This window comes from Micromonospora sp. SD19, from assembly GCF_054462275.1.
In genome coordinates this window covers 110,852-133,496 of sequence record NZ_JBTLMN010000002.1, presented here as the reverse complement: position 1 = coordinate 133,496, position 22,645 = coordinate 110,852, and the positions used below count along the sequence as shown (strand labels likewise).

General features: G+C 70.9%; 17 protein-coding genes. 2 read left to right on the top strand and 15 right to left on the bottom strand.

The features are described 5' to 3' along the window. Positions 1-38: 38 nt before the first annotated feature. From ACX27O_RS07765 to ACX27O_RS07755, 3 genes are read right to left on the bottom strand one after another with little or no spacing between them, the layout of a single operon-like run. Complete coding sequence (locus ACX27O_RS07765) at positions 39-1,676, bottom strand: ABC transporter substrate-binding protein (RefSeq protein ID WP_210857873.1); 1,638 nt, start codon at positions 1,674-1,676, stop codon at positions 39-41. Positions 1,677-1,728: 52 nt separating this feature from the next. Next, positions 1,729-2,640 (bottom strand): carbohydrate ABC transporter permease, encoded by a 912-nt coding sequence (locus tag ACX27O_RS07760; protein WP_245233805.1) that lies wholly within the window; start codon positions 2,638-2,640, stop codon positions 1,729-1,731. Next, complete coding sequence (locus ACX27O_RS07755) at positions 2,637-3,626, bottom strand: ABC transporter permease (protein WP_030338250.1); 990 nt, start codon at positions 3,624-3,626, stop codon at positions 2,637-2,639. Before ACX27O_RS07755 ends, ACX27O_RS07760 begins: the two co-directional genes overlap by 4 nt. Positions 3,627-3,923: 297 nt before the next feature. On the opposite strand from ACX27O_RS07755, the gene ACX27O_RS07750 reads away from it, so the two are divergent. Then, positions 3,924-4,961, top strand: a complete 1,038-nt coding sequence (locus tag ACX27O_RS07750; RefSeq protein WP_030338248.1) for a LacI family DNA-binding transcriptional regulator — start codon at positions 3,924-3,926, stop codon at positions 4,959-4,961. Between the two features lie 21 nt (positions 4,962-4,982). Further along, positions 4,983-6,032, top strand: coding sequence for an acetylxylan esterase (locus tag ACX27O_RS07745; RefSeq protein ID WP_458939158.1), 1,050 nt, complete (start codon positions 4,983-4,985; stop codon positions 6,030-6,032). A 9-nt stretch (positions 6,033-6,041) separates the two neighbouring features. On the opposite strand, the gene ACX27O_RS07740 is transcribed toward ACX27O_RS07745, so the two are convergent. The 12 genes from ACX27O_RS07740 to ACX27O_RS07685 form a co-directional block, all read right to left on the bottom strand. Continuing rightward, positions 6,042-9,686 (bottom strand): nSTAND1 domain-containing NTPase, encoded by a 3,645-nt coding sequence (locus ACX27O_RS07740; protein WP_458939157.1) that lies wholly within the window; start codon positions 9,684-9,686, stop codon positions 6,042-6,044. Positions 9,687-10,181: 495 nt separating this feature from the next. Continuing rightward, positions 10,182-11,549: an endo-1,4-beta-xylanase gene (locus ACX27O_RS07735; RefSeq protein WP_458939156.1), complete on the bottom strand. Its 1,368-nt coding sequence runs from the start codon at positions 11,547-11,549 to the stop codon at positions 10,182-10,184. 381 nt (positions 11,550-11,930) lie between these two features. Continuing rightward, positions 11,931-12,395, bottom strand: coding sequence for a MaoC family dehydratase (locus tag ACX27O_RS07730; RefSeq protein ID WP_030336986.1), 465 nt, complete (start codon positions 12,393-12,395; stop codon positions 11,931-11,933). A gap of 20 nt (positions 12,396-12,415) precedes the next feature. Further along, positions 12,416-13,564, bottom strand: coding sequence for an acyl-CoA dehydrogenase family protein (locus ACX27O_RS07725; protein WP_387218920.1), 1,149 nt, complete (start codon positions 13,562-13,564; stop codon positions 12,416-12,418). A 46-nt stretch (positions 13,565-13,610) separates the two neighbouring features. Then, complete coding sequence (locus tag ACX27O_RS07720) at positions 13,611-16,433, bottom strand: AAA family ATPase (RefSeq protein ID WP_358137234.1); 2,823 nt, start codon at positions 16,431-16,433, stop codon at positions 13,611-13,613. 64 nt (positions 16,434-16,497) lie between these two features. Continuing rightward, positions 16,498-17,109 carry a TetR/AcrR family transcriptional regulator gene (locus ACX27O_RS07715; RefSeq protein WP_030336992.1) on the bottom strand — a complete coding sequence of 204 codons (612 nt, stop codon included), beginning with the start codon at positions 17,107-17,109 and terminating at the stop codon, positions 16,498-16,500. A gap of 94 nt (positions 17,110-17,203) precedes the next feature. Then, complete coding sequence (locus ACX27O_RS07710) at positions 17,204-17,359, bottom strand: hypothetical protein (protein ID WP_358131137.1); 156 nt, start codon at positions 17,357-17,359, stop codon at positions 17,204-17,206. A 143-nt stretch (positions 17,360-17,502) separates the two neighbouring features. After that, positions 17,503-18,789 carry an ABC transporter substrate-binding protein gene (locus ACX27O_RS07705; protein WP_360054576.1) on the bottom strand — a complete coding sequence of 429 codons (1,287 nt, stop codon included), beginning with the start codon at positions 18,787-18,789 and terminating at the stop codon, positions 17,503-17,505. An 84-nt stretch (positions 18,790-18,873) separates the two neighbouring features. Continuing rightward, a complete protein-coding gene (locus ACX27O_RS07700) occupies positions 18,874-19,983 on the bottom strand; it encodes a branched-chain amino acid ABC transporter permease (protein ID WP_210858723.1) in 1,110 nt (369 codons plus the stop codon). After that, positions 19,980-20,858 (bottom strand): branched-chain amino acid ABC transporter permease, encoded by an 879-nt coding sequence (locus ACX27O_RS07695; RefSeq protein ID WP_458939155.1) that lies wholly within the window; start codon positions 20,856-20,858, stop codon positions 19,980-19,982. The genes ACX27O_RS07700 and ACX27O_RS07695 overlap by 4 nt, the downstream gene beginning before the upstream one ends. A 30-nt stretch (positions 20,859-20,888) precedes the next feature. Then, complete coding sequence (locus ACX27O_RS07690) at positions 20,889-21,611, bottom strand: ABC transporter ATP-binding protein (RefSeq protein WP_458939154.1); 723 nt, start codon at positions 21,609-21,611, stop codon at positions 20,889-20,891. 118 nt (positions 21,612-21,729) lie between these two features. After that, positions 21,730-22,518 carry an ABC transporter ATP-binding protein gene (locus tag ACX27O_RS07685; RefSeq protein WP_030337000.1) on the bottom strand — a complete coding sequence of 263 codons (789 nt, stop codon included), beginning with the start codon at positions 22,516-22,518 and terminating at the stop codon, positions 21,730-21,732. Between the last annotated feature and the right edge of the window lie 127 nt (positions 22,519-22,645).

Sequence of the window (22,645 nt, the reverse complement as noted above, 5' to 3'; positions counted from 1 at the left end):
GTCGGGCCGCGACTGGCCGCCCGACCGGACCTCGCTGATCAGCCGTTGTTCTTCTGGAACCGCTCGTACGCCTTGTTGACCAGCTCGATGTACTGGTCGGAGTTCTTGGCCTTCAGCTCCGCCACGTACGCGTCCCACTCGGCGAGCGGCCGCTGGCCGAGGGCGAACTTCAGCGTGTTCTGGGTGACGAAGTCCTTCAGCGGCGTCTCCCAGAGCGACACCTGCTCGCGCTCCTCGTCGGTCAACGGGGCCGGCGGAGGCACCATCCGCGGGGCACGCGCGTCCATCACCTTCTGGAACTCCAGCTCCTCCGGGGAGAAGAACCCGCGGACCAGGTCGGGGCTGCCGCCGTAGGCGAAGACGCCGTTCTGGAAGCCGAAGTCCTTCTGCAGGTGCTTGGGCGCCTTCGGGTTGAGGCCGAGGAAGTCGACGCCGGGGTTGAGCGTGCGCTTCCCGGAGGCGTCCTTGGTGAAGGTGGTGCCCTCGACGCCCCAGCGGGCGAACTCCAGGCCGGCGTCCGAATACCACAACCAGTCGATGAACTGCATCATGGCCACGAAGTTCTTGCTCTCCCGGGCCTTCGTGGAGATCATGATGCCGTTCTCCAGCCGGGGGAACGGGTTGACCTCGCCGGCCGGGCCGACCGGCAGCGGGATCTTGGCCATCTTCGCGTTCGGCAGGGTCTTGGCCAGGTCGGGCCGGTGGTTGTTGACCAGCGTCTGCGCGTTTCCGGTGACCACGAAGGACTTGCCGTTGGCGAGCTTCTGCCGGGCCTGGTCGTCGGTCTGGGTGAAGCTCTCCGGGTCGAGCAGGCCCTCGGCGACGAGCTTGTGCAGGAAGGTGACCATCTGCTTGTACTGCTCGGACGCTCCGGTGTAGGTGAACTTCTTCGCCGCCGGGTCCCAGGTGGCGTGCTGGTAGTCCCAGCCCGCCTGGGTGCCGTGGGCCGAGCCGAGGATGTTCAGCAACGCGCCGGTCGGGTTCGGCTTGCTGAAGAGGTCGGAGTACGGGTAGACGTTCGGGTACTTCGCCTTCATCGCCTTGAGTACGGCGTACAGGTCGTCCCAGGTCTTCGGCGTCGGCAGGTTGAGTTCCTGCATGATGTCGGTGCGCACCAGCACCGTGTAGTCCTGCGTGGGCTTCTCGTGCAGCCCGGGCAGCAGGTAGAACTTACCGTCGGCCTGCCGCAGGTTGTCGATCTCCGGCTTGAGGTTCCACTTGGCGATCTTGTCCTTGAGGTTGGGCATCAGGTCCAGGTAGTCGCTCACCGGAAGGATCGCCCCGGAGGCCACGAACGCGTTCTCCTGCGGGTGGTACGTCTTCGGGATGATCAGCGGCGCGTCCCCGGCGCCGATCAGCAGGCTGCGTTTCTGCTCGTAGTCGCTCAGCGGCACGGCCACCGGTTCGATGGTGACGTTGGTCCGCTTCGTCAACTCGGACCAGAACAGCCAGTCCTCCTTGAGCGGGTAGAACGTGTGGTTGTTGTAGAGGGTGGAGAACGAGAGCGCCTCGCTGGCCTTGAACTGGTCGCCGACGCCGTAGTCGGCCATCGCGCCGACCCGGTTCCCGGAGAGGTCCGTCGACTCACCGGGGTCCTCGGAACAGGCGGTGGTAAGGGAGAGCGCGAGCAGACCCGCGGTGGCTACCGCCACGCGGCGCCACGTCTTGTGGAGCATGGCTCGTCCTTTCGATGGTGGGTTCGGAGGTGCCGCGGTGCGACATTCGGCGTCATCCCTTGACCGCGCCGAGCATCACGCCGCGGACGAAGTACCGCTGGACGAAGGGGTAGACCGCCAGGATCGGCACTGTGGTGAGCACGATCGTCACGGCCTGGAGGGTGGCCGCGGCCTGCACAACGTCGGCGTCGGCAGCGCCGGACTGCTGTGCGTCGGTGGCGCCCGCGATGAGGTTGCGCAGGTAGACGGTGACCGGCAGCAGATCCTGCTGGTCCATGTAGAGGAACGCGGTGAACCACGAGTTCCAGAAGGAGACCGCGTAGAAGAGCACCATCGTCGCGATGATCGCCTTCGACAGCGGCAGCACGATCCGCAGCAGGATGCCGTACGTGTTCAGCCCGTCGACCGCCGCGGCCTCCTCCAACTCGGTCGGCAGACTCTCGAAGAACGCCTTCATCACCAGCAGGTTGAACACGCTGATGGCGTTGGGGACCACCACGGCCCAGATGGTGTTCTTCATCCCCAGGCTGGTGACCAGCACGTAGTTGGGAATCAGGCCACCGGAGAAGAACATGGTGAACAGCGCGACCCCGACGAGCACTCCGCGCCCCTTGAGCTGCGGCTTCGACAGCACGTACGCGTAACAGGTGGTCAGCACGATGGAGATGAGCGTGGCGACCACCGTGTACACCACCGTGTTGCGGTAGTTCGTCCAGAACAGCGAGTCCGACATCACCAGCTTGTACGCGGTCAGGTCGAACCCACGCGGGACGACGCTCACCTTGCCGGCGATGATGTACGCCTCTTCGCTGAGCGAGCGGGCCACGATGTTGAGGAACGGGTACAGCGTCACGACCACGACGCCGAGCAGGACCACCGTGTTGACGACGCGGAAGATCCGGTAACCCCGGCTGTCGTCCGGCCCGCGGGTCTTCGGGGCGTCGATCTTCGTACCGAAGGTCACCACAGGCTCGTCCCCACCGTGCGACGGGAGATGACGTTCGCCGACAGGACGAGGATCAGCCCGATCACCGCCTCGAAGAGACCGATGGCCGCCGCGTAGCTGAAGTTGCTCGACTGGAAGCCCATCCGGAACAGATAGGTGGAGACCACGTCGGCGGTCGGGTACGTCAACGGGTTGTAGAGCAGCAGGATCTTCTCGAACCCGACGGCCAGGAAGCTGCCGATGTTGAGGATCAGTAGGGTCATCATCGTCGGGCGGATGCCGGGCAACGTGATGTGCCAGGTTTGGCGCAGCCGGCCCGCGCCGTCGATCCGGGCTGCCTCGTACAGGTCCTCGTCGATGGTGGTGAGGGCGGCGAGGTAGAGGATCGTGCCCCAGCCGACCGTCTGCCAGACCTCGGACGAGACGTAGATGGTGCGGAACCACTCCGGTTTCTGCAGGAATGCCACCGGGTCGCCGCCGAACAGACTGACGAGTTGGTTGGCCGTGCCCTCGATCGAGGTCAGCTGCATGACCATCGCGGCCACGATCACGATCGACAGGAAGTGCGGCAGGTAGGAGACGGACTGGACGAACCGCTTGAAACGGCGGGCCCGGACCTCGTTGAGCAGCAGCGCCAGCACGATGGGCAGCGGAAAGCAGAACAGCAGGGTCAGTGCCCCGAGCACCAGGGTGTTGGTGAACACCTCCCAGAACGTCGGGTCGGTGAGGAACATCCGGAAGTAGCGCAGCCCGACCCAGTACTCACCGAAGATGCTGCCGCCCGGCTTGAACCGGCGGAAGGCGATGATGTTGCCGAGCATCGGCAGATACCGAAAGACCAGGAAGAACAGCAGCGGCAGAATGGCGAGGGAGTAGAGCTGCCAGTCCCGGCGCAGTGCCTGCCGCCAGCTTCGGCCACGTCGCGGTGGGCGCGGAGCAGGACTGCGCGCCTCCTGCGGTGAGCGCGGCGGCGCCGGCGGCGGTGGCCGCAGGGTGGATGTCATCCACGACCTCCTATGCCGACTGGGGAACAGCCCCGATCCGAAACTTCACGATCCGAAACTTTCCGGAAACCTGCGCAACCTTTTCGGCAACCTAAGTGCCCCATCGATGCCTGTCAAGAGTCTCAATCGGACCACCAGGCATTGTTTCCTGCACACGGTGACCCTGAGATCGGCGTTCCGTCGTCGACGGGCCGCGCGACGACCCACCAATGGGCACGCCGACGGCGAGACCGACTGGCGTGAATGTCGCATCATGTTAAGGTCGGCCGAAACTTTCGGATGTTGTATGGGGCTGCGATGACAGAGCACCGCCCGCTCGGCCCACCCGCCTCCACCACCATCGCGACCATCGCCAACGATGTCGGCGTCTCGGTCGCGACCGTTTCCAAGGTCCTCAACGGACGCGGCGACGTCGCCCCCGGCACCAGAGCCCGGGTGGAGGCGAGCCTCGACCGCCACCAGTACCAGCGCCGCGCCCGGCGACACGCGACCAGCGGCGGTCGGGTGGGCCTCGTCTTCCACGAGTTCGACACGGGCTGGGCGATGGAGATCCTGCGGGGCGTCGAGGCGGTGACCTCCGCCGCCGGCATCGGGCTGTCGGTCGCCCAACTCGACGGCGCGCACCGACCGCCGGCACGCTGGCTGGAGGCGTTACTCGCCGACCGCCCGCTGGGTGTGGTGTTCGTCCTCTCCCACCTGGCCGAGGCGCAACAGCAGCACCTGCGTCGGCAGGGCATACCGTTCGTCGTCGTCGACACCGACAGCGCGACCTCGGCCTCCGTGCCCACCGTCGGGTCGAACAACTGGAACGGCGGCCTGCTCGCCGCTCGGCACCTGCTGGATCTGGGGCACCGCCGGATCGCCGTCATCTCCGGCCCACCCGAGGTGCTGTGCAGCCGCGCCCGCGCCGCCGGCTTCCAGTCGGCCCACGAGGAAGCCGGGCTGGTGCTCGACCGCGAGCTGATCCGCTACGGCAGTTTCTCCGCCGGAGCCGGGCACGCGCACGGGCTGCAACTGCTCCAGCGGCCGGACCGACCCACGGCGATCTTCGCCGGGTCGGACATCCAGGCCATGGGGGTGCTCCGGGCCGCCCGCCAGTGCGGCCTGCGGGTGCCCGAGGACCTTTCGGTGATCGGCTACGACAACCTGCCGCTCTCCGCCTGGACCGACCCGGCCCTCACCACGATCAACCAGCCGTTGCGCGACATGGCCGGCATCGCCACCCAGATGCTGCTCGACCTGACGAGAGGGAACGAGCCGGCGACCAGCCGGATCGACCTGGTGACCGAGCTGGTCGTCCGGGAGAGCACCGCGCCACCGACACACCCGCACTGACCCCGGCCCCTGCGAGGACCCGTGCCCCACTGCGCCAACACCGTCGACGAGCTTCAGCGCTACGCGCCCGAGGTCGCCGAGCCCGCCGACTTCGACGAGTTCTGGCGGGACACGCTCGCCGAGGCGGCCGCCGCGCCGGTGCTCGTCGACGTCCGTCCCGAGCCCACCGACCTGCCGCTGCTCGACTCCTGGGACGTCACGTTCGCCGGTTTCGGCGGTGACCCCGTACGCGCCTGGTACACCCGCCCGGCGGGGGTGCGGGAGCCGCTGCCGGCCGTGGTCGAGTACGCCGGCTACGGTCGCGGTCGCGGCCTTCCCCACGAACGGCTGACCTGGCCGGTGGCCGGGTACGCGCACCTGCTGATGGACAACCGGGGCCAGGCGGGCCAGTACGGCGCCGGGGACACCGCCGACCCGCACGGCGCGCCCGGCGGGCCCGCGCCGGTCACCTGGGGGGTCCTCGATCCGCGGACCTACCACTACCGCCGCCTGATCACCGACGCGGTCCGGGCGGTCGCGGCGGTCCGGGCGCTGCCCGGGGTCGACGGCGACCAGGTCAGCGTGGTCGGCAACAGCCAGGGTGGCGGCCTCGCCCTGGCGGTGGCCGGTCTCGTCGACGACCTCAGCGCGGTGCTGACCACCGCCCCGTTCCTGTGCGACATGCGTCGCAGCGTCGCGCTCACCGATCTCGCGCCGTACGGCGAGATCGCCCGGTACCTGGCCGTGCACCGGGAGGCCGAGGAGGCGGTCTGGCGCACGCTGTCCTACGTCGACGGCGTGAGCTTCGCCCGCCGAGCGACGGCCCCGGCGCATTTCGGGGTCGGCCGGCGCGACACCGTCTGCCCACCGCGAACGGCCTTCGCCGCCTACAACCACTACGGCGCCGCGAACGGCAGGCCGGTCCCACCCGAACGCGAGATGCACGTCTACCCGTTCAACGGTCACGAGGGCGGCGAGGCCGTACACGTCCGGCGTCAGCTGCGCTGGCTGGGCTCGGTGTTGCGCCCAGCCCGGTACCGCCGGGCACATCCGCTCGTCGACCGGACGCCACGGCGCGCACCGACACCGTGAGTGTGCTGCTCACGGCTCCAGCAGGCGCTGGACCGGAGCACACGCACGGCAGGGCCAGACGCGTACGGTGCCGTCGTCGTGGGTCGAGACGAGCCGCTCGCCGTCCGGGCTGAAGTCCACGGTCTCCACGGACGCCCCGAACCCGTCGAAGGTCACCGACTGCGCGGTCTCCGACGCGCGCCACAGGCGGGCGGTGCCGTCCTTGCCGGCGCTGAGCACCCACCGCCCGTCGGGGCTGAACGACACGTGCCAGACGGGGCCCTCGTGGCCTCGCAACACCATCGGCGCGACGCCGCTGGTGATGGAGTGGATCTGCACTGTGCCGTCGAAGCCGGCGCTGACGACCCGTTCTCCGTCCGGGCTGAAGGCCACGGCCCAGACCAGCCCTTCGTGACCGGGAAGGAGCAGCGGGTCGGCCGCGCCGAGGGCGTCCCAGATCCGCAGGGTGCCCTCCGCGCCGGCGGTGGCGACCTTCGTGCCGTCGGGGCTGAAGGCGGCGTACCGGATCTCCTCGGCGACCCGATGGACCACCGGGCCGCGCTGGCCGGTCAGGTCCCAGATGCGCAGGCTCCGGTCGTTGCTGACACTGGCCAGGCGACGGCCGTCAGGGCTGAAGTCGGCGGTCCACGCCTGTTTCTCGTGCCCGCGCAGCACCACCGGATCGTCTCTGCCGGCAAGGTCCCACACCCGTACCGTCCCGTCGCTGCCGCCGGTTGCCACCCGCGTGCCGTCCGGGCTGACCGTGAGGCCGTAGACGTCGCCGTCGTGGCGGCCGAGCAGCCGAGGCTCGTCGGGCGCGGCCAGGTTCCAGACCCGCACCGTGCCGTCCTCGCCGCCGCTGACCACCCGCTGCCCGTCCGGGGTGAACGCGGCGGACCAGGAGGCCTTGTCGTGGCCGCGCAGGATCACCCGTTCGCTGCCCGGGTCCCAGACCCGCACCGTGCCGTCGTCGGCGGCGGTCACCAGCCGCGATCCGTCCGGACTGAACGCCACCGCCCAGACCCGGTTGGTGTGACCGCGCAGCACCAGCGGGTCGCCAGCGCCGTCGGCGTTCCAGATCCGCACGGTCAGGTCGTCGCTGGTGGTCGCGATCCACTGTTCGTCCGGGCTCAGCGCGAGCCCTTCCACTGTGCCCTCATGCCCCCGCAACACCACCGGAGCGGTCGACCCGGTCAGCGACCACACCCACGCCGTACCATCGCTGCTGGAGCAGGCCAGGCGGCTGCCGTCGCGGCTGAACACCAGTGTCCTGGTGGCCGTGCGCGGCCCGGTCAGCGTCGTTGCGGCGGATCGGTCGGCCAGATCCCAGAGCCGCACCGTCGCGTCGTGGCCGCTGCTGGCCAACTGCCGCCCGTCCGGGCTGAACGCCACACCCACAGCGACCTTGGTGTGCCCCCGCAGCACCACCGGTCGAGCGCCGCCGCGGGCATCCCAGACCCGGACGGTGGTGTCCTCGCCGGCACTGGCAACCAGCCGTCCATCGGGGCTGAACGCCACGCCCCACACCGGGCCCTCGTGCCCGCGCAGGACGATCGGCCCAGCGGTCGCGTCGACCTGCCAGATCCGGACCGTACCGTCCGAGCCGGCGGTGACCAGCCGCTTCCCGTCCGGGCTGAACACCGGGCTCCAGAGCTGCCCGTCGGGTCCGCCGGGGAGAGCCAGGCCCGGCCCGGAGACGCCGCGCCCGGTCCAGGTCCACACCCGCACCTCGCCGTCCGTCCCGGTGGCAGCCACCCGCTGCCCGTCCGGACTGAACGCCACGCCCAGGGCCTTCTTGCTGCTCATCGGCACGATCGCCTGGAGCCGGTCGTTGACGGCCGCCTGGCGGAGCACCATCTCCGCGTCGAGAGTCGGGCGTACGGTCAGCGCGCGCTTGGCGAGCCGTTGGGCCTGTCGCGGATCGATCTGCAGTTGGTTGCCGGCCTCGACCGTCAGCTGCCGAGCAACAGCGAGGTCCCGTTCGGCCGCCGCCCGGTTCGCCTGCACCAGAGCCACCGCCGCGAGGACGCTCACCACCACAACGATTGCCGCGAGCCCGGTCAGTGCCACCCGGGTCCGCCGCCGTCGGGCCGAACGGCGCCGGGCCTCCCGGGCCCGGCTGGCCTCCAGAAAGTCCCGTTCCAGGTCACTGAGGTCCAGCACCCGGTGGGCTCCCCAGAGCGCCAACTGAACCCCCCGGTACAGGAACCCGTCGGCGCGGTGATGCCGATGCCACTCGGCGGCGGCCTCCGTCAGCCTGCGGTGGGACCGCAACAGCTCCCGATCTTCGGTCAGCCAGCGGCGCAGCCGGGGCCACTCCTGGATCAGGGCCTCGTGGGCCACCATGACGCCCTTCTCGTCCGCGGTGACCAGGCGCGCGGCCGTCAACCGACCCAGCACCCCGGCCGCGGCCAACGGGTCGGCGCCGCCCACCAGCTCGGCGAGGGGGGCCCGACGTCGGGTGTCCTCGGTGCCGTCACCGAGGGCGGTCAGCCGCAGGAAGATGTCCCGGGCCAGCCCGCGCTGCCCCTCGTCGAACTGCGCGTACACCCCTTCGGCGGTCCGGGTGATGGCACCGTTCACGCCGCCCGACTCGCGATAGTGGGCCAGCGTGATCCGCTTGCCCTGGCGCAGGCGTGACGTTTCCAGCAGCGCGTGGGACAGCAGCGGCAGTGCCCCCGTCTGACCGCCGACGTCGGCCACGGCCATCTCCACCAACGCCGGATCCACCTGCAACCCGGCCCGCTCGGCCGGGCCGGTGATCGTCCGGCGCAGATCCTCGTCGTCCATCGGGCCGACCAACAGTTGGTGCTCGTGCAGGGCCGCCACCAGGGCCGGGTAGGCCGCGCACCGACCATAGAAGTCGGCCCGCACCCCCAGCACCACACGCGCCCTGGGAAGATCCGCCGCGGCGAGCAGCGCCGCGATGAAGCCCGATCGCTCCTCCTCGTCGCGGCAGAGCGTGAAGAGCTCCTCGAACTGGTCCACCACGATGAGCAGGTGTGCGACCGACGGACGGGAGTCGAGAATCCGCTCGATCGTCGCGCGGATGTTCGCCGGATCCTCGATCAGCTCGCTCTGGACCGTGCCGCGCGCCCGGTCCTGTCCATTCACGAGCTGAGTCGCGAGTTCCTCGACCGGGTGTTCGCCGGGGGTCATCAGCACAGTGGCCCAGGCGGGCTGGCCCTTCCCGGGATTCTCCGCCACTGCCGCCAGCAGGCCGGCGCGGAGCAGTGATGATTTGCCCGCACCAGACGGGGCGAAAACAGCGACGAACCGCAGACGGGTGAGCATTTCACACAGTTGAGCCACCATGCGCTCGCGTCCGAAGAACCATTCTGAGTCCTCCGGCTGAAAGGCCGCCATTCCCCAGTACGGCCCCCGGCTGACCTCCGTCGTCTCGGCGGACGCCACGCTGGCGATCAAACTGTGCCACCGCTCGGTCCACTCGGCCAGATCGCCGTCGCACGCGGCCACGTACGCGAGTGTCACCTGAAGGCTCGGCACGGTCTCGCCGCTGGCCGCCTTCGCCAGGGTGGTCACCGAGAAGTGGGCCCGTCTGGCCAGTTGGCGGTACGTCGGCGTCCCCGCCTTCGCCCGCAGTTTCCGCAGGTCGAGCGCGAATCGCTCCAGCTCACCCGCCTCCGGGTCGAGCGGCCGCTCAGGTCTACCCACGTTGTCCCCCGTCGAAGAGTTGTTTGTCAGTCTCACGACATGATTGGCAAACAATCCATGGGGGACTATATCTAGTTTCGTGATCGCCGATCGGTGACTGTCAGATAGCAGCCATCGTACGACGAGGTGTGTGGGCGCCTTCGACAGGCAACGCGATCGGCGGCACGGAGGAGAACGGGGAGGGCGGTGTGACGCGCGCCAGAAACGGCATCGGCGTTGTTACCGACAACACTGGTGACCGTCCTGGGATCGGGGGGCGTCACACGGTCCTGAATAGACGGGGGGGTCTTTATTCAGCGACGCACATGATCGTTTTCTCGGATTCGTCGACGCTGTCAGCGCGTACCTCGAACGACCGGATCGACAAAGTCTGGGCCTGCGCCTCTCGGCCGCGGCGACGCCGGGCGGCTGCTCGGCCAGCGGTCGGAAAGTGATCGGACCGGCTGATGGGGCGGCGACGGATTCCGTCGCCGCCCCATCAGGGTGCGCCGCTGGTCAGGAGGCGGTGCAGGACTGGACCACCGGGCGGTTCCAGTTGCCGTTGGCCATTGTGGTGAAGCCGAAGGAGTTGCCGCTGCCGTTCGACCGCATGGTCATGACGTTCCCGCTGCTGTCCCAGGTCGGGCTGCCGTTCCAGGTGCTGGAGATCTTCTGGGGCGAGGTGACGGCGACCACGACGGTCCAGCTGCTCGCGCCGCTGACGGTGACCGTGCTGTTGAACCGGTCGCCCCACCGGGTGCCGTCCTGCAGGGTCGCGGTGCAGCTGCCGCCGGGCGGGTTGGTCGGCGGAGTCGTGGGCGGGTTCGTCGGCGGATCGGTCGGCGTGGTGCCGTTGTTCAACGCCGCGAGGACGGCGTCGTACGCTGCCTTCTTCTGACCACTGTTGTTGAACAGCAACGGGGTCTGCGACGCCCGCCACGAGTCACTGTCCCGGATGCCCCACACCGTGACGCCGTTGCACCGGGCCACGGCCAGGCAGTCCTCCACCACAGCGCGGTAGGTGTTCGCCGGTGCGCCCTGGATGTCCAGCTCGGTCACCTGCACGTCGACACCGAGAGCCGCGAAGCTCGACAGCGTGGTGCGGTAGTTGCTGTTGTAGGGCGAGTCGTTGTTGAAGTGCGACTGGAACCCGACACAGTCGATCGGCACACCACGCGACTTGAAGTCGCGCACCATGTTGTACACGGCCTGCGTCTTCGCGTGCGTCCAGTTGTCGGTGTTGTAGTCGTTGTAGCACAACTTCGCGTTCGGATCCGCCGCGTCCGCCGCCCGGAACGCCGCCTCGATCCAGTCATTGCCCGTACGCTGCAAATTCGAGTCACGACGCGCACCCGAACTACCATCGGCGAACGCCTCGTTCACCACATCCCACGCCACCACCTGACCCCGGAAGTGCGTCGCCACCTGCGTCACATGATTGAGCATCGCCTGCCGCAACGCACTACCACTCATGCTCTGCATCCAACCCGGCTGCTGCGAATGCCACGCCAACGTGTGACCCCGCACGCTCATACCCCGAGACCGCGCATGACTGACAATCTGATCCGCGGCACCGTAACTGAACCGACCCTGCTGCGGCTCCGTCGCGTCGATCTTCATCTCATTCTCAGGCGTCACCGAATTGAACTCACGGTTCAAAATCGTCGTGTACGCACTATCAGACAACTTGTTCGCCGCCACCGCCGTACCGAAATACCGCCCCTTCTCCGCAGCCGACGCGCCCAGCGTCGTACCGGCGCTCGCCGTGCCCGGCAGGAACGCGGCGCTGGTTGCGGCGAGCAGAGCGGCGGCGGCGAGGACGACCGCCGTACGGGCTCGGGGGCCGAAGCGTGGGCGGGTGTCCTCTTGGCACCGTTCGATCATGTCTTTTCCTTCCGTGAACCCGGGGCAGCGCAGGTGACACGCACCGCCCCTGCGGTGGTGGGGTGCCGGGTCACGACCACGCGCGGGAGTGCGCCCGGGAAGTGGCACACACCGCTGGTCATCGACCTCGGTGGATGTGAAGTATGTCAGCGCCACTGATCGACAGGCAAGAATTTCCGGAAGGATTGCGAGAATTGATTCGGCCCGGGTACCGGAGCAGGACGTAGCTGCCCAGGCCGGGTGCCATCGGAAGGCGACGGCGGTGCCCTGTTACATCGGCCGGGTGGATTCACCAGCCGCAGGGCACCGCAAGTTCCGGAAGTTCTCTCGCAACGCTACCGGAGGTCGCGGCACACCGACCAGACCGCAGACGAGCTGGGGTCAGCGCTGCGCGGCAGCGTAGAGCCGGCTCACGGTCTCGGCCACGCAGACGGGCTTGCCGCCGCTGTCGCTCTCCACCACGACCGTCACGACCAGCTGCACGCCGCCGCTCACCGGCGACACGTCGGCGATGGTGGCGGTGGCGCGTACGGCGGCGCCGACCCGCAGCGGCGCGGGGAAACGCACCCGGTTCAGCCCGTAGTTCACCCCCATCGCCACCCCCTCGACCCGGTAGAGCCCACCGGCCAGCGCCGGCAACAGCGACAGGGTGAGATACCCGTGCGCGATCGGCTGGCCGAACGGCCCGGCCGCGGCTCGGACCGGGTCGACATGGATCCACTGGTGGTCGTCGGTGGCGTCGGCGAACAGGTCGACACGGCTCTGCTCGACACGCTGCCACGGACCGGGTCCGAGGCTCTCACCGGTCGCGGCGGCCAACTCCTCGAACGAGGTGAACACTCTCATGCCAGGTCTCCCTACAGCTACTAGAAGGCGTTGACGCCGGTGAGCGCGCGTCCGATGAGGAGTTGCTGGATCTGACTGGTGCCCTCGTAGAGGGTGGCGACCCGGGCGTCGCGCAGGTACTTGCCGACCGGGTACTCGTCGATGTAGCCGTACCCACCGAACACCTGGACCGCGTTGTTGGCCGCGCGGACGGCGGCCTCGCTGGCGAAGAGCTTGGCCACCGACGCCTCGGTGGCGAACGGCTGGTCGCGGTCGATCAGGTCGGCCACCTGCCAGACCAGCAGCCGGGCCGCGGCGGTGTCCACAGCGATGGCGGCGAGCAGTTGCTGAACGAGCTGGTGCCCGGCGATCGGCCCGCCGAACTGGGTCCGCTGCCCGGCGTAACCGACCGCCGCGTCGAGGCAGCCCTGGGCGATGCCGACACACCCGGCGGCCACCGACATCCGCCCCTTGGCGAGGGTGGCCAGGGCCAGCCGGAATCCACCGCCCTCGGCACCGAGCAGCGCCGTGTCGGGCACGCGCACCTCGTCGAAGCCCAGCTCGCCGGTGGCCTGGCCGCGCAGGCCGAGCTTGCCGTGGATCTCCCGTCGGGTCAGCCCCGGACTGCCGGTGGGCACCAGGAACGCGCTGATCCCCCGGTGCCCGGGGCCGCCGGTACGGGCGAAGACCAGCGCCACGTCGGCGGTGGTGCCGTTGGTGATGAACGTCTTCGTGCCGGAGATCAGCCAGTCGGTGCCGTCGCGGACCGCACGGGTGCGCAGTGCGGCCGCATCGGAGCCGCTGTCCGGCTCGGTCAGCGCGAAGCAGCCGAGCGCGGTGCCGGCGCAGAGCTTCGGCAGCCACTCGGCCCGCTGTTCCGCGCTGCCGTTGGCGGCGATCGACTTCGCGACCAGGCCGAGGGAGACCGAGACGATGCCGCGCACCGCCGAGTCGCCCCGGCCCAGCTCTTCCAGCACCAGGCAGTACGCGAGGTGGTCGCCGCCGGACCCGCCGTCGGTCTCGGCGATGGTCAGCCCCAGGAAGCCCAGGTCACCGAGCATGCCGACGATGGCGGGGTCGACCGATTCGCGACGATCCCAGGCGGCCGCGTGCGGCAGCAGCTCGCGGTCGGCGAACTCGGCGGCCAGCTGGCGGGCCGCCGCCTGCTCGGCGGAGAGGGTGAGGTCCATGACGATCAAACTAGCGGTGATAGTTTAACGCGTCCAGACCGGAGGGTCACCGGTCCGAGGCCAGACCGACGTGCCGTTCGGCGGTGAACGCGCGGGCCAGCTCGGTACGCGACCGGATGCCCAGCCGATGGAACACGTTGCGCAGGTGGTGGTCGACAGTACGGGTGGAGAGGAACATCCGGGCGGCGATCTCCCGGTTGGTGGCGCCCTCGGCGACCAGCTCGGCGATCCGCAGTTGCTGGCCGGTCAGCAATCGTGCCGCAGGCAGGTCCGGCGGACCGATCGACTCCCCCGCCGCCCGCAGCTCCGTGGTGGCCTGCTCGGCCCAGCACTCCACGCCGAGCAGGCTGAACATCTCGCGGGCCTGGTGCAGGTGTGTGCGCGCGTCGCGGGGGCGTCGGTTGCGGCGCAACTCCTGACCGAAGAGCAGTTCGGTGCGGGCCCGCTCGAACGTGCCGGCCTCTGTCGGGTGCAGCCGCAACGCCGCCTCGAAGTGTCGTTCCGCCTCGGCGCCACCCCGCGGAGCGAGCAGCGCGTGGCACCGCGCGGACAGGGCCCGGCGCAGCGGGCTCGCGGTGCTGCTGGCCCACCTGTCGAAGGCGGCGAGCGCGGCCGTCGCCGCCGGCCGGTGCGCCAGGTGCGCCGCCGCCTCCACCAGGTACGGGGTGGCCATCACCTGCACGAGGACCTGACCTCGACCGGTGCCGAGCCGGGCCAGCGACGCCAGCCGGTCCGCCGCCTCGGCGTGCCGGCCGTCGACCAGGTCGAGCACCGCCAGGGCCCACGCGGCGAGCGCGTGCGGACGGCTGCCCGGCGTCGGTGACTCGCCGATCTCCCGAATCCGCCGCAGGCTGGTGGCCCGGTCGGCCCGGATCGCGGCCAGCACGGCCAGCATGCCCAGATGGACGTTGGCGCAGTTGACCTGGCCGGTGGCCCGGGCGACGCGCAGCCCGTCGCGGGAGGTCTCCGCCGCCGCCTCGTGTCGACCCAGCCAGTATTCGGCGACCGCCCGCAGCTCCAACGCCCGCGACAGCATCGACAGCTCGCCCCGTTCCCGGGCCAGCTCGACAGCGCGCCCGGCGAGCCGGTGGGCCGCGCCGTCCACCGCCACCAGCAGCCCGGCCGCCGCGGCGCAGCTGAGCGCGGTGGGGGTCAGCGCCCAACCGGTCAGCCGGCCGCCCAGCACCACGGCGCGGCGCAGCGCGGGTCCGGCCCGCTCGTGGTCGCCCCGCAGGGTCGCCGCCACCCCGGCGACCAGACAGCCCATCACCTCCAGGGCCGGCGGGTCGTCCGGGCGCCGCAACGCCAGCGCCCGGCGGCCGACCTCGGCGTAGCGGTACTGGTCGCCGGAGAAGCAGACCGCCTCACCGGCCCGCACCAGCCCGGTCAGGGCCAGGGCACGGTCGGTGCCGTCCACGGCCGCCGCGGCGGCCAGCAGCGTGACCGACGCGCCCGACGCGGTGCCGCAGCGCAGCTCCAGCTCACCGCGGAGCAGGTCGGCACGCGCGCGGACGACCGGATCGGGGCAGACCGCGCGGAGGCGGTCGAGCAGCAGCCGGGCCGCGTCGGGTTGCCCACCGGCCCAGGCGTAGCGGGCGGCGGTCAACAGCCGGGCGGCGGTCAACTGGGGTTGATCGCTCAACTCGGCGGCCCACCGCAGGGCCACCGACGCGGTGGCCCAGCCATCGGATCCGCCGACCGCGGCCTGTTCCAACTCGGCGGCGAGGGCCGGATCGGCGCCCGCCGTCGCGGCGGCGAGGTGCATCGCCCGGCGCAGCCGCTGCCCCTGCGCGACCAGCACCTCGGCGAGCAGTCGGTGCGCCGCGCGGCGCTCCGCGAGCGGTGCGCTGGCCGCGATCATCATGCGCACCAGCGGCTGCGGAAAGGTGACACCACGTTGCTCGACGCGGACCAGGCCGGCGACCTCCGCCGGGGCGAGCGCCTCGACCTCGGCGCCGGCGGCTGCGGCGGCCCGGATCAGGGTGCCCGGTGCGCCGTCCTCGTCGAGCGCGGCGAGCAGCAGCACCCGTCGGGTCTCCGGTGGCAGCCGGTCCAGCCGGGCCCGGTACGCCCGACCGAGCGCCCCGTCCGCCGGTGGCGCGGCGGGCAGCGGCTCCTCCCCCCGCCACTGCCCCGCGCTGAGCCCCTCGGCGAGGTCCACCAGGGCCTGCGGGTTGCCGCCGCCGGTCGTGGCCAACGCGGCCAGCGCCGACGCGGCCGGCCGTTCGGGGAGCCGGTCGACGCCCGCGCGCTCGGCGAGCCGACGAAGCCGGTCGGTGAGGACGGCGCTGCTCTCGTGCTCGGTCAGCGCCCGCAGCCGGTGCGCCGGTATCCCGTCGAGGTTGGCGGTGACGTCAGCGGTGAGCAGGACGGCCAGCGGCAGGTGCCGCAGTCGGCGGGCGACGAACGCGAGCACCTGCGCGGTCTGCGGGTCGCCCCGGTCGACGTCGTCCATGGTGGCGAGCAACGGCCGCGTGTGGGCGGCGGCGGCGAGCAGCCCGAGCACCGCCATCGACAGCGTCAGTTGCCGGTCGGCCGGGCAGCTCTCCCCGGCCAGCGCGCGCCGCAGCAGTTGGCGCTGCTCGTCGGGCAGGTCGGCGGCATGGTGCAGCACCGGGTCGACCAACCGTTGCAGGCCGGCGTACGGCAGGGTGGCCTCCTCGGCGAGCCCACTGCCGACGAGCACGGTGCGGTCCTCGGCGTGCCGGTGGGCGTAGCCGATCAGCGCGGTCCGGCCCGATCCGGGCTCTCCGCGTAACAGCAGGGCACCGCCGGCGTTGGTCATGCCGTCGAGCAGGCTCCGGACAGCCCGGCACTCGTCGTCCCGGCCACGCAGCACGGTTAGTTGCACTCTTGATGCAGTAACCATGCCTGCCAGTGTTACCCATCGGAAACCGAATGGAAAGAGGGGGCGATATCGGGCCGGGCCGGAATCAGTCGGGCGTGACCTCGGCCAGCAGCGCGCCCACGGTCCGGGACATCACCGCGCGGGCCTGGTCCACGCCCAGACCGAGCCCGTAGCGCAGCATCGACCAGGCCTGCCAGGTGCTCGCCGCCACCAGGGCGTGCACCAACTGTTCCCGCCCCGGCCCGGCCTCGGCCAGCTCGACGGCGAACAGCTCCTCGACCTCGTCGCGGACCCGCTCGATGTGCTTGAGTTTGTTGCGGTGCAGCTGCTCGGAGACGGGCTCACGCATCTGGGCGGCCCGCGCCGACGGCGCGATGAGCTGGAGCAGTCGAGCCCGCTGGCGGCAGTACGCGTCGACCCGCTTCGCCAGCGGCAGCCCGGGTGAGATCGGCCGGTGTGCGGCGTCCTGCTGACGGAGCACCTCCGCGCCGCTGGCCTCGAAGAGCGTCTCCATGTCCTTGAAGTTGGTCCAGAGGGTGCGCAGCGAGATCCCGGCCCGCTCGGCGATGCGCTCGCCGGTCGGGCGGAGGTCACCCTCGGAGATGAGCGCGAGGTGCGCCTCGACGATGGCCGCGCGGGTGCGTTCGGCGCGGGCGGTGCGCCCGTCGACCCGGCCCACCACATCGACCCCGTCCATCCGCCCCCGCCCCCTCACCGCCATGGCATCCCCCGACGCACCGCCGAGTCTAGACAGGGGCTGATCAGCGATCCCGGACGCGCCACCGACGCCGTCATCCGGCCCGGCCGGTCAGCGAGACGCCGCCGTCGCACCGACCCACCCGCGCGCCCTCGGCGACGAGGCGCTGGGCGAGGGCCGGACCGGTCCCCCGACCGGCGCCGGTGACGATGGCGACCCGGTCCGCGAGGCGATCCGAATATGCATTCACGGTGCAGATAGTAGGAGCGTCAATCGGCATCGGTCAACGCCTCGGACGGTCGCGCCGGCAGACCGCGTCAGCAACACGCGCGCAGCCGTCCGACCGGGCGTGGTCACGCGAACCAGCCCGGTCGGACGTCCGGACACCCCGGCTCAGGAGCCGGTCGGCACCCCGTTCGCCGGCGGCACCGCCGCAGGGGCGGTGTACTCGTTGACCGCCCCGTCGGCCTCGTCCGTCTCGTACGCCGGCCCGAAGTAGGTCTGCACTCCCCCGCTCACCCGGCTCAACCGCTGGCCGCCGTACCCGGAGTGGTCCTTCTCGGAGAAGCGCAGCGGCACCAGCCCGGGGCCCTGGAAGCCACCCTTCTGCACGGCGTCCAGCACCTTCTCCCGGGTGAGGTCCTTGCCGGCGGCGAGCAGCACCTGCACGAAGAGGTACCCGACCGACATGCCGTAGACGGTGTTGCCGTCGAACGGCGCGTCCCCGTTGTGCTCCTTGTTGATCTTCGCGAAGAGCTGGATCCACGGGTTCGCGGTGTCGTTCTGCATCGGCAGGTAGTTGGTGCCGACCATGCCCTCCAGCAGCGGCGCGGCGGCGCCGAGCTGCTTGGCCAGGGTCGGGTGGTCGGCGCCGACGTTGGAGACCAGCCACTGCGGCTTGAAGCCCAGCCGTGCGGCGGTGCCGATGGAGAGCGCGGTGAAGCCGGGCACCGTGGCGAGCACGACGACCTGGCAACCGGCCGCCTTGAACGCGCCGATCTGCGGCGCCACGTTGGTGTTGCTGGTGACGTACGTCTGCTTGACCGCCACGGCCGACGCGCCGAGCACCTTCTCCACGCCGACCAGGCTGTCCCGGCCGAAGTCGTCGTCCTGGCCGAGGAAGCAGACCTTCTGACCAGCCAGGTTCGTCTTCGCGTAGGTGGCGAGGATCTTGCCCTCGACCGTGTAGTCCGGGTTGAACCCGAACGTGCCCGGATACTTGTCGGGCTGGTCCCAGCTGCGGCTGCCCGAGGCGACGAAGAGATCCGGCACGCGGTTGCTCTTGAGGAAGTCGAGCACCCCGGTGTGCGTCGGCGTACCCAGACCATTGAGGACGGCGAAGACCTTGTCCTGCAGGACGAGCTGACGGACCACCTGCTGGGTGTTCGCCGGGTTGTAGCCGTCGTCCATGATCTTGTAAGTGATCTTGCGGCCGTGTACACCGCCGTTGGCGTTGACGTAGTCGAAGTACGCCTTCGTCGCCGGGGCGATCTTCGAGTAGCCGGCCGAGGCCGGCCCGGTCAGCGGCATGTGGGTGCCGACGGTGATCTCGGTGTCGGTGACGCCCGGCACCGGCGCCCCGCCGGAGCTGGGGCCGTCGTCACCGCCGCAGCCGGCCACGGCGATGAGCAGGGCAAGGGTGCTGGCGATCGCGAGGCCGCGATGCGCTTTACGGTGCATGGGAAACACCGACCTTTCTCGGTCCGGTTGTCTGGGGAACGGTGTGGTGGTGGGGCGCCCGGCCGAGGCCGGACCGAGGACAGCTCAGGAACGCCGGGTCGGCCGCCTGGCCAGCAGAGCCCGGCCGAGACGCGACAGCAGACCCTGCACACCGCCCGGGGCGGCGATCATGACGACGATCAGGGTGAGTCCGAAGATCGCCAGCGGGAGGTTGCCCTCCAGCCGCTGCGCCACCGCGGGCGAGAGCGTCAGCAGCTCGGTCAGCGAGTGGGTGAGATCGGGCAGGGCGACCAGCAGGACCGCCCCCCACAGCGCGCCGCTCAGTCGACCCAGGCCACCGATCACCACCGCCATCAGCAGGAACAGCGACAGGGTCAGCGAGAACGCCCCGGGTGAGACGCTCTGCGCGAGCACCGCCAGCAGCGCGCCGCCGAGCCCGGCGGTGGCGGCGCTGACCACGAACGCGAGGACCTGGGTGCGGGCCACGTGGATACCGGCGAGGCGGGCCGCCACCTCGTCGTCGCGGACCGCCCGGAAGGTCCGCCCGTACCGGCTGCGGATCAGGTTCGCCAGCAGCAGCAACGCCAGCAGGGTGGCCGCGCCGGTGACCCAGAGCTGCCACCGCTCGTACGGGAAGTACGCGCCGAGCGACAACGGCGGCGGCTCCACCGGCACCGACAACCCCTGCTCGCCGTTGAACACGCCGTCGAAGGTGACGGCCAGCGCCGGCACCACCACGGCCACGGCGAGAGTGACCCCGGCCAGGTAGGGGCCGCGCAGCCGGGCCGCGGCCACCCCGACCACCGCGCCGACCGCCACCGTGCTGACGACCGCCGCCGCCAGCGAGAGCGGCAACAGCCAGCCGCCGGTCATCCCCCGGTCGGCGAACGCGGTCTGGCACAGCGCCACTGTGTACGCACCGGTGGCCATCAACGCGCCGTGCCCGAGCGACAGTTGACCGTTGAGCCCGGTGAGGACGGTCAGCCCGGCGGTCGCGCAGAAGTAAGCGGCCACCGTGGCGAGCTGGAAGTTGCGGAACGGCTCCACGGAGTAGCTGACCGCCACCAGCAGCAACCCGGCGGCGAGCACGACCGCCAGGTGACGCAGCAGGGTCGAGCCGCGCCGACGGTCGGCCGGTCGGCCCGCCCCGACGAGCTGCTGTTTCGGCGGCACCGCCGCCCTGGTGGCGCTCACACCCGCCTCGCCGCGACCGGGGCGAACAGCCCACCGGGCCGGACCAACAGCACCGCCAGCAGCAGGACCAGCACCGCGAGCGGCGTCAGGTCGCTGCCGGCGTAGCCACTCACGTAGGAGAGCAGCAACCCCACCACCAGGCCGCCGACCACCGCCCCCGGCGGACTGTCCAGCCCGCCGACCACCGCCGCGGTGAACGCCGAGACGAACACCAGGTCCATCGCGTGCGGGTGCAGGCCCAACTCGGTCGGAAGAACCAGCATGGCGGCCAGCGCGCCCACCCCGGAGGCGAGCGCCCAGCCGAGAGTCAGCATCCCACCCACGTTGACCCCGAGCAGCCGGGACACCTCGGGGGCGAAGGCCGCCGCGCGCATCCGCAACCCCACCGGGGTACGGGCGAACATCCAGGCCAGGCCACTGACCACCACGCCGATCGTGGCGAAGACGAACAGGTCGTACGGGGACAGCACGGCCACCCCGCCCACGGTGAGGGCGGACCGGCTGAACGGGGCCTGCGCGGGGCGGAACTCGCTGCCGTACACCATGCCCAGCACGGCCTGGATCAGCAGCACCAGCCCGAGCGCGACGATCACCGGGTTCAGCGGTGAGACGTGATCGACGTGCCGCATCACCACCCGGTCCACCAGCGCGCCGAGCAACAGGCCGGCGACGATCGCGACCACGAAGCCCAGCCAGTACGAGCCGGTCGCGGTGCTGACGGAGTAGGCGACGTACGCGGCGGCGACGGCCATCGCCCCCTGGGCGAAGTTGACGACCCGCGCCGCCCGCCAGATGAGCACCAGGGCCAACGCGAACGCGGCGTACACCGCGCCCCGGGACAGGCCGTCGACGGTGAGGAAGACGAAGCGGTCCAACAGTCCTCCCTCCGGGGGACGAGGTGGTGGTCAGAAACCGAGGTACGCGTGGCGCAGGTCGACGTCGTCGCGCAGTTGCGCCGCCGGGGCGGCGATCACCACCCGACCGAGAGACATCACGACGCCCTGGTCGGCGACGGCGAGCGCGCTGCGCACGTTCTGCTCGACGAGCAGGACGGTCAGGCCGGTGCTGTCGCGCAGTTGGCGGAGCAGGGCCATGGTCCGCGCGACCACCCGTGGCGCCAGGCCGAGGGACGGCTCGTCCAGCAGCAGCAGACGGGGTCGGCCGACCAGGGCCCGACCGAGCGCGAGCATCTGCCGCTCACCCCCGGAGAGCTGGTGACCCAGGTGCCGACGGCGTCGGGCCAGTGGCTCGAAGAGCTGGTAGACCTCGTCGAGAGCCCGTCCCGCGTCGGCCCGGTCACGCCGCCACAACCCGCCGAGCCGCAGGTTCTCGTCAACGGTCAGCTCGCTGATCACGCCCCGGCCCTCCGGGACGTGCGCCATGCCGCGTCGAACGAGCTGCTCCACCGGCGTACCCCGAAGGTCCTCCCCGCCCAGCAGAACCTGGCCGGCGGTCGGGCGGATCATGCCGGACAGCGCGCGCAGCAGAGTGGTCTTGCCGGCGCCGTTGGCGCCGACCACAGCGGCGATCGTGCCGGCCGGGACGGTGAGGTCGATGGCCCGCAGCACGGGCGCGGCGCCGTAACCGGCGGCCAGCCCCCGCACGACGAGCAGGTCGGTCCCGGTCACCGTGCCGCCTTTCGTTCGCGACTGCGGGGCTCGCAAACCCGGCTCACTCCTCGCGCTCACACCGTGCCGCCTTTCGTTCGCGACTGCGGGGCTCGCAAACCCGGCTCACTCCTCGCGCTCACGGGGAGACCTCTTCCTCGACGGTGGCACCGAGGTACGCGTCGGTGACCGCGGGGTCGTCGCGGACCTCGTCCGGGGTGCCGGCGGCGATGACCCGGCCGAAGTCGAGCACCACGATCTCGTCGCAGACGGCCATCACCAGATCCATGTGGTGCTCGACCAGGAGCACCGCACAGGGATCGGTGTCCCGCCGGGGCAGTTGCCGGACCAGCTCCGCCAGCTCGGCGATGTCGTCGGCGCCGAGGCCACCGGCCGGCTCGTCGAGCAGCAGCAGCCGGGGCCGGGCGGCGAGCGCGCGGGCCAGGGCCACCCGCTGACGTACCGCGAAGGGCAGGGTGCCCGGCGCGGCCTCGGCGTGCCCGGCGATGCCCAGCTCGTCGAGGATGGCCAGGGCGTCGCCGCGCAGCCGGCGCTCGTCGCGGTCGCTGGCCGGCAGCCCGAGCAGCGCCGGGACGAAGCCGGCACGGGCGGTGTGCGACGCGCCGGTCATCACGTTCTCCACCACGCTGAGCCCGGCGAAGAGCCCGGTGCCCTGCAGGGTCCGGGCGATGCCGAGCCGGGTCAGCCGGTGCGGTCGGGGCCGCAGCGGCCGGCCGTCGAGGGTGAGCGAGCCCGTCTCCGGCGCGACGAAACCACAGATCACGTTGAAGAGCGTGGTCTTGCCGGCGCCGTTGGGCCCGATCACGCCCACCACCCGGTTGGGTGGCACCCGCAGGGACACGTCGTCGAGGGCGGTGAGGCCGCCGAAACGGACGCCGATGTGGTGCAGTTCGAGGCCGCGCTCCATCACCCATCCCTCTGTCGTGGCGGGTGTTTATTTACACTCGCAGTGTACGTTTCTCGGGTATGGCGTCAAGACCTTCAATGCTCCCGCGCGCAGGTGGACGGGGCGGCCGCCAACGGCGACCGCCCCG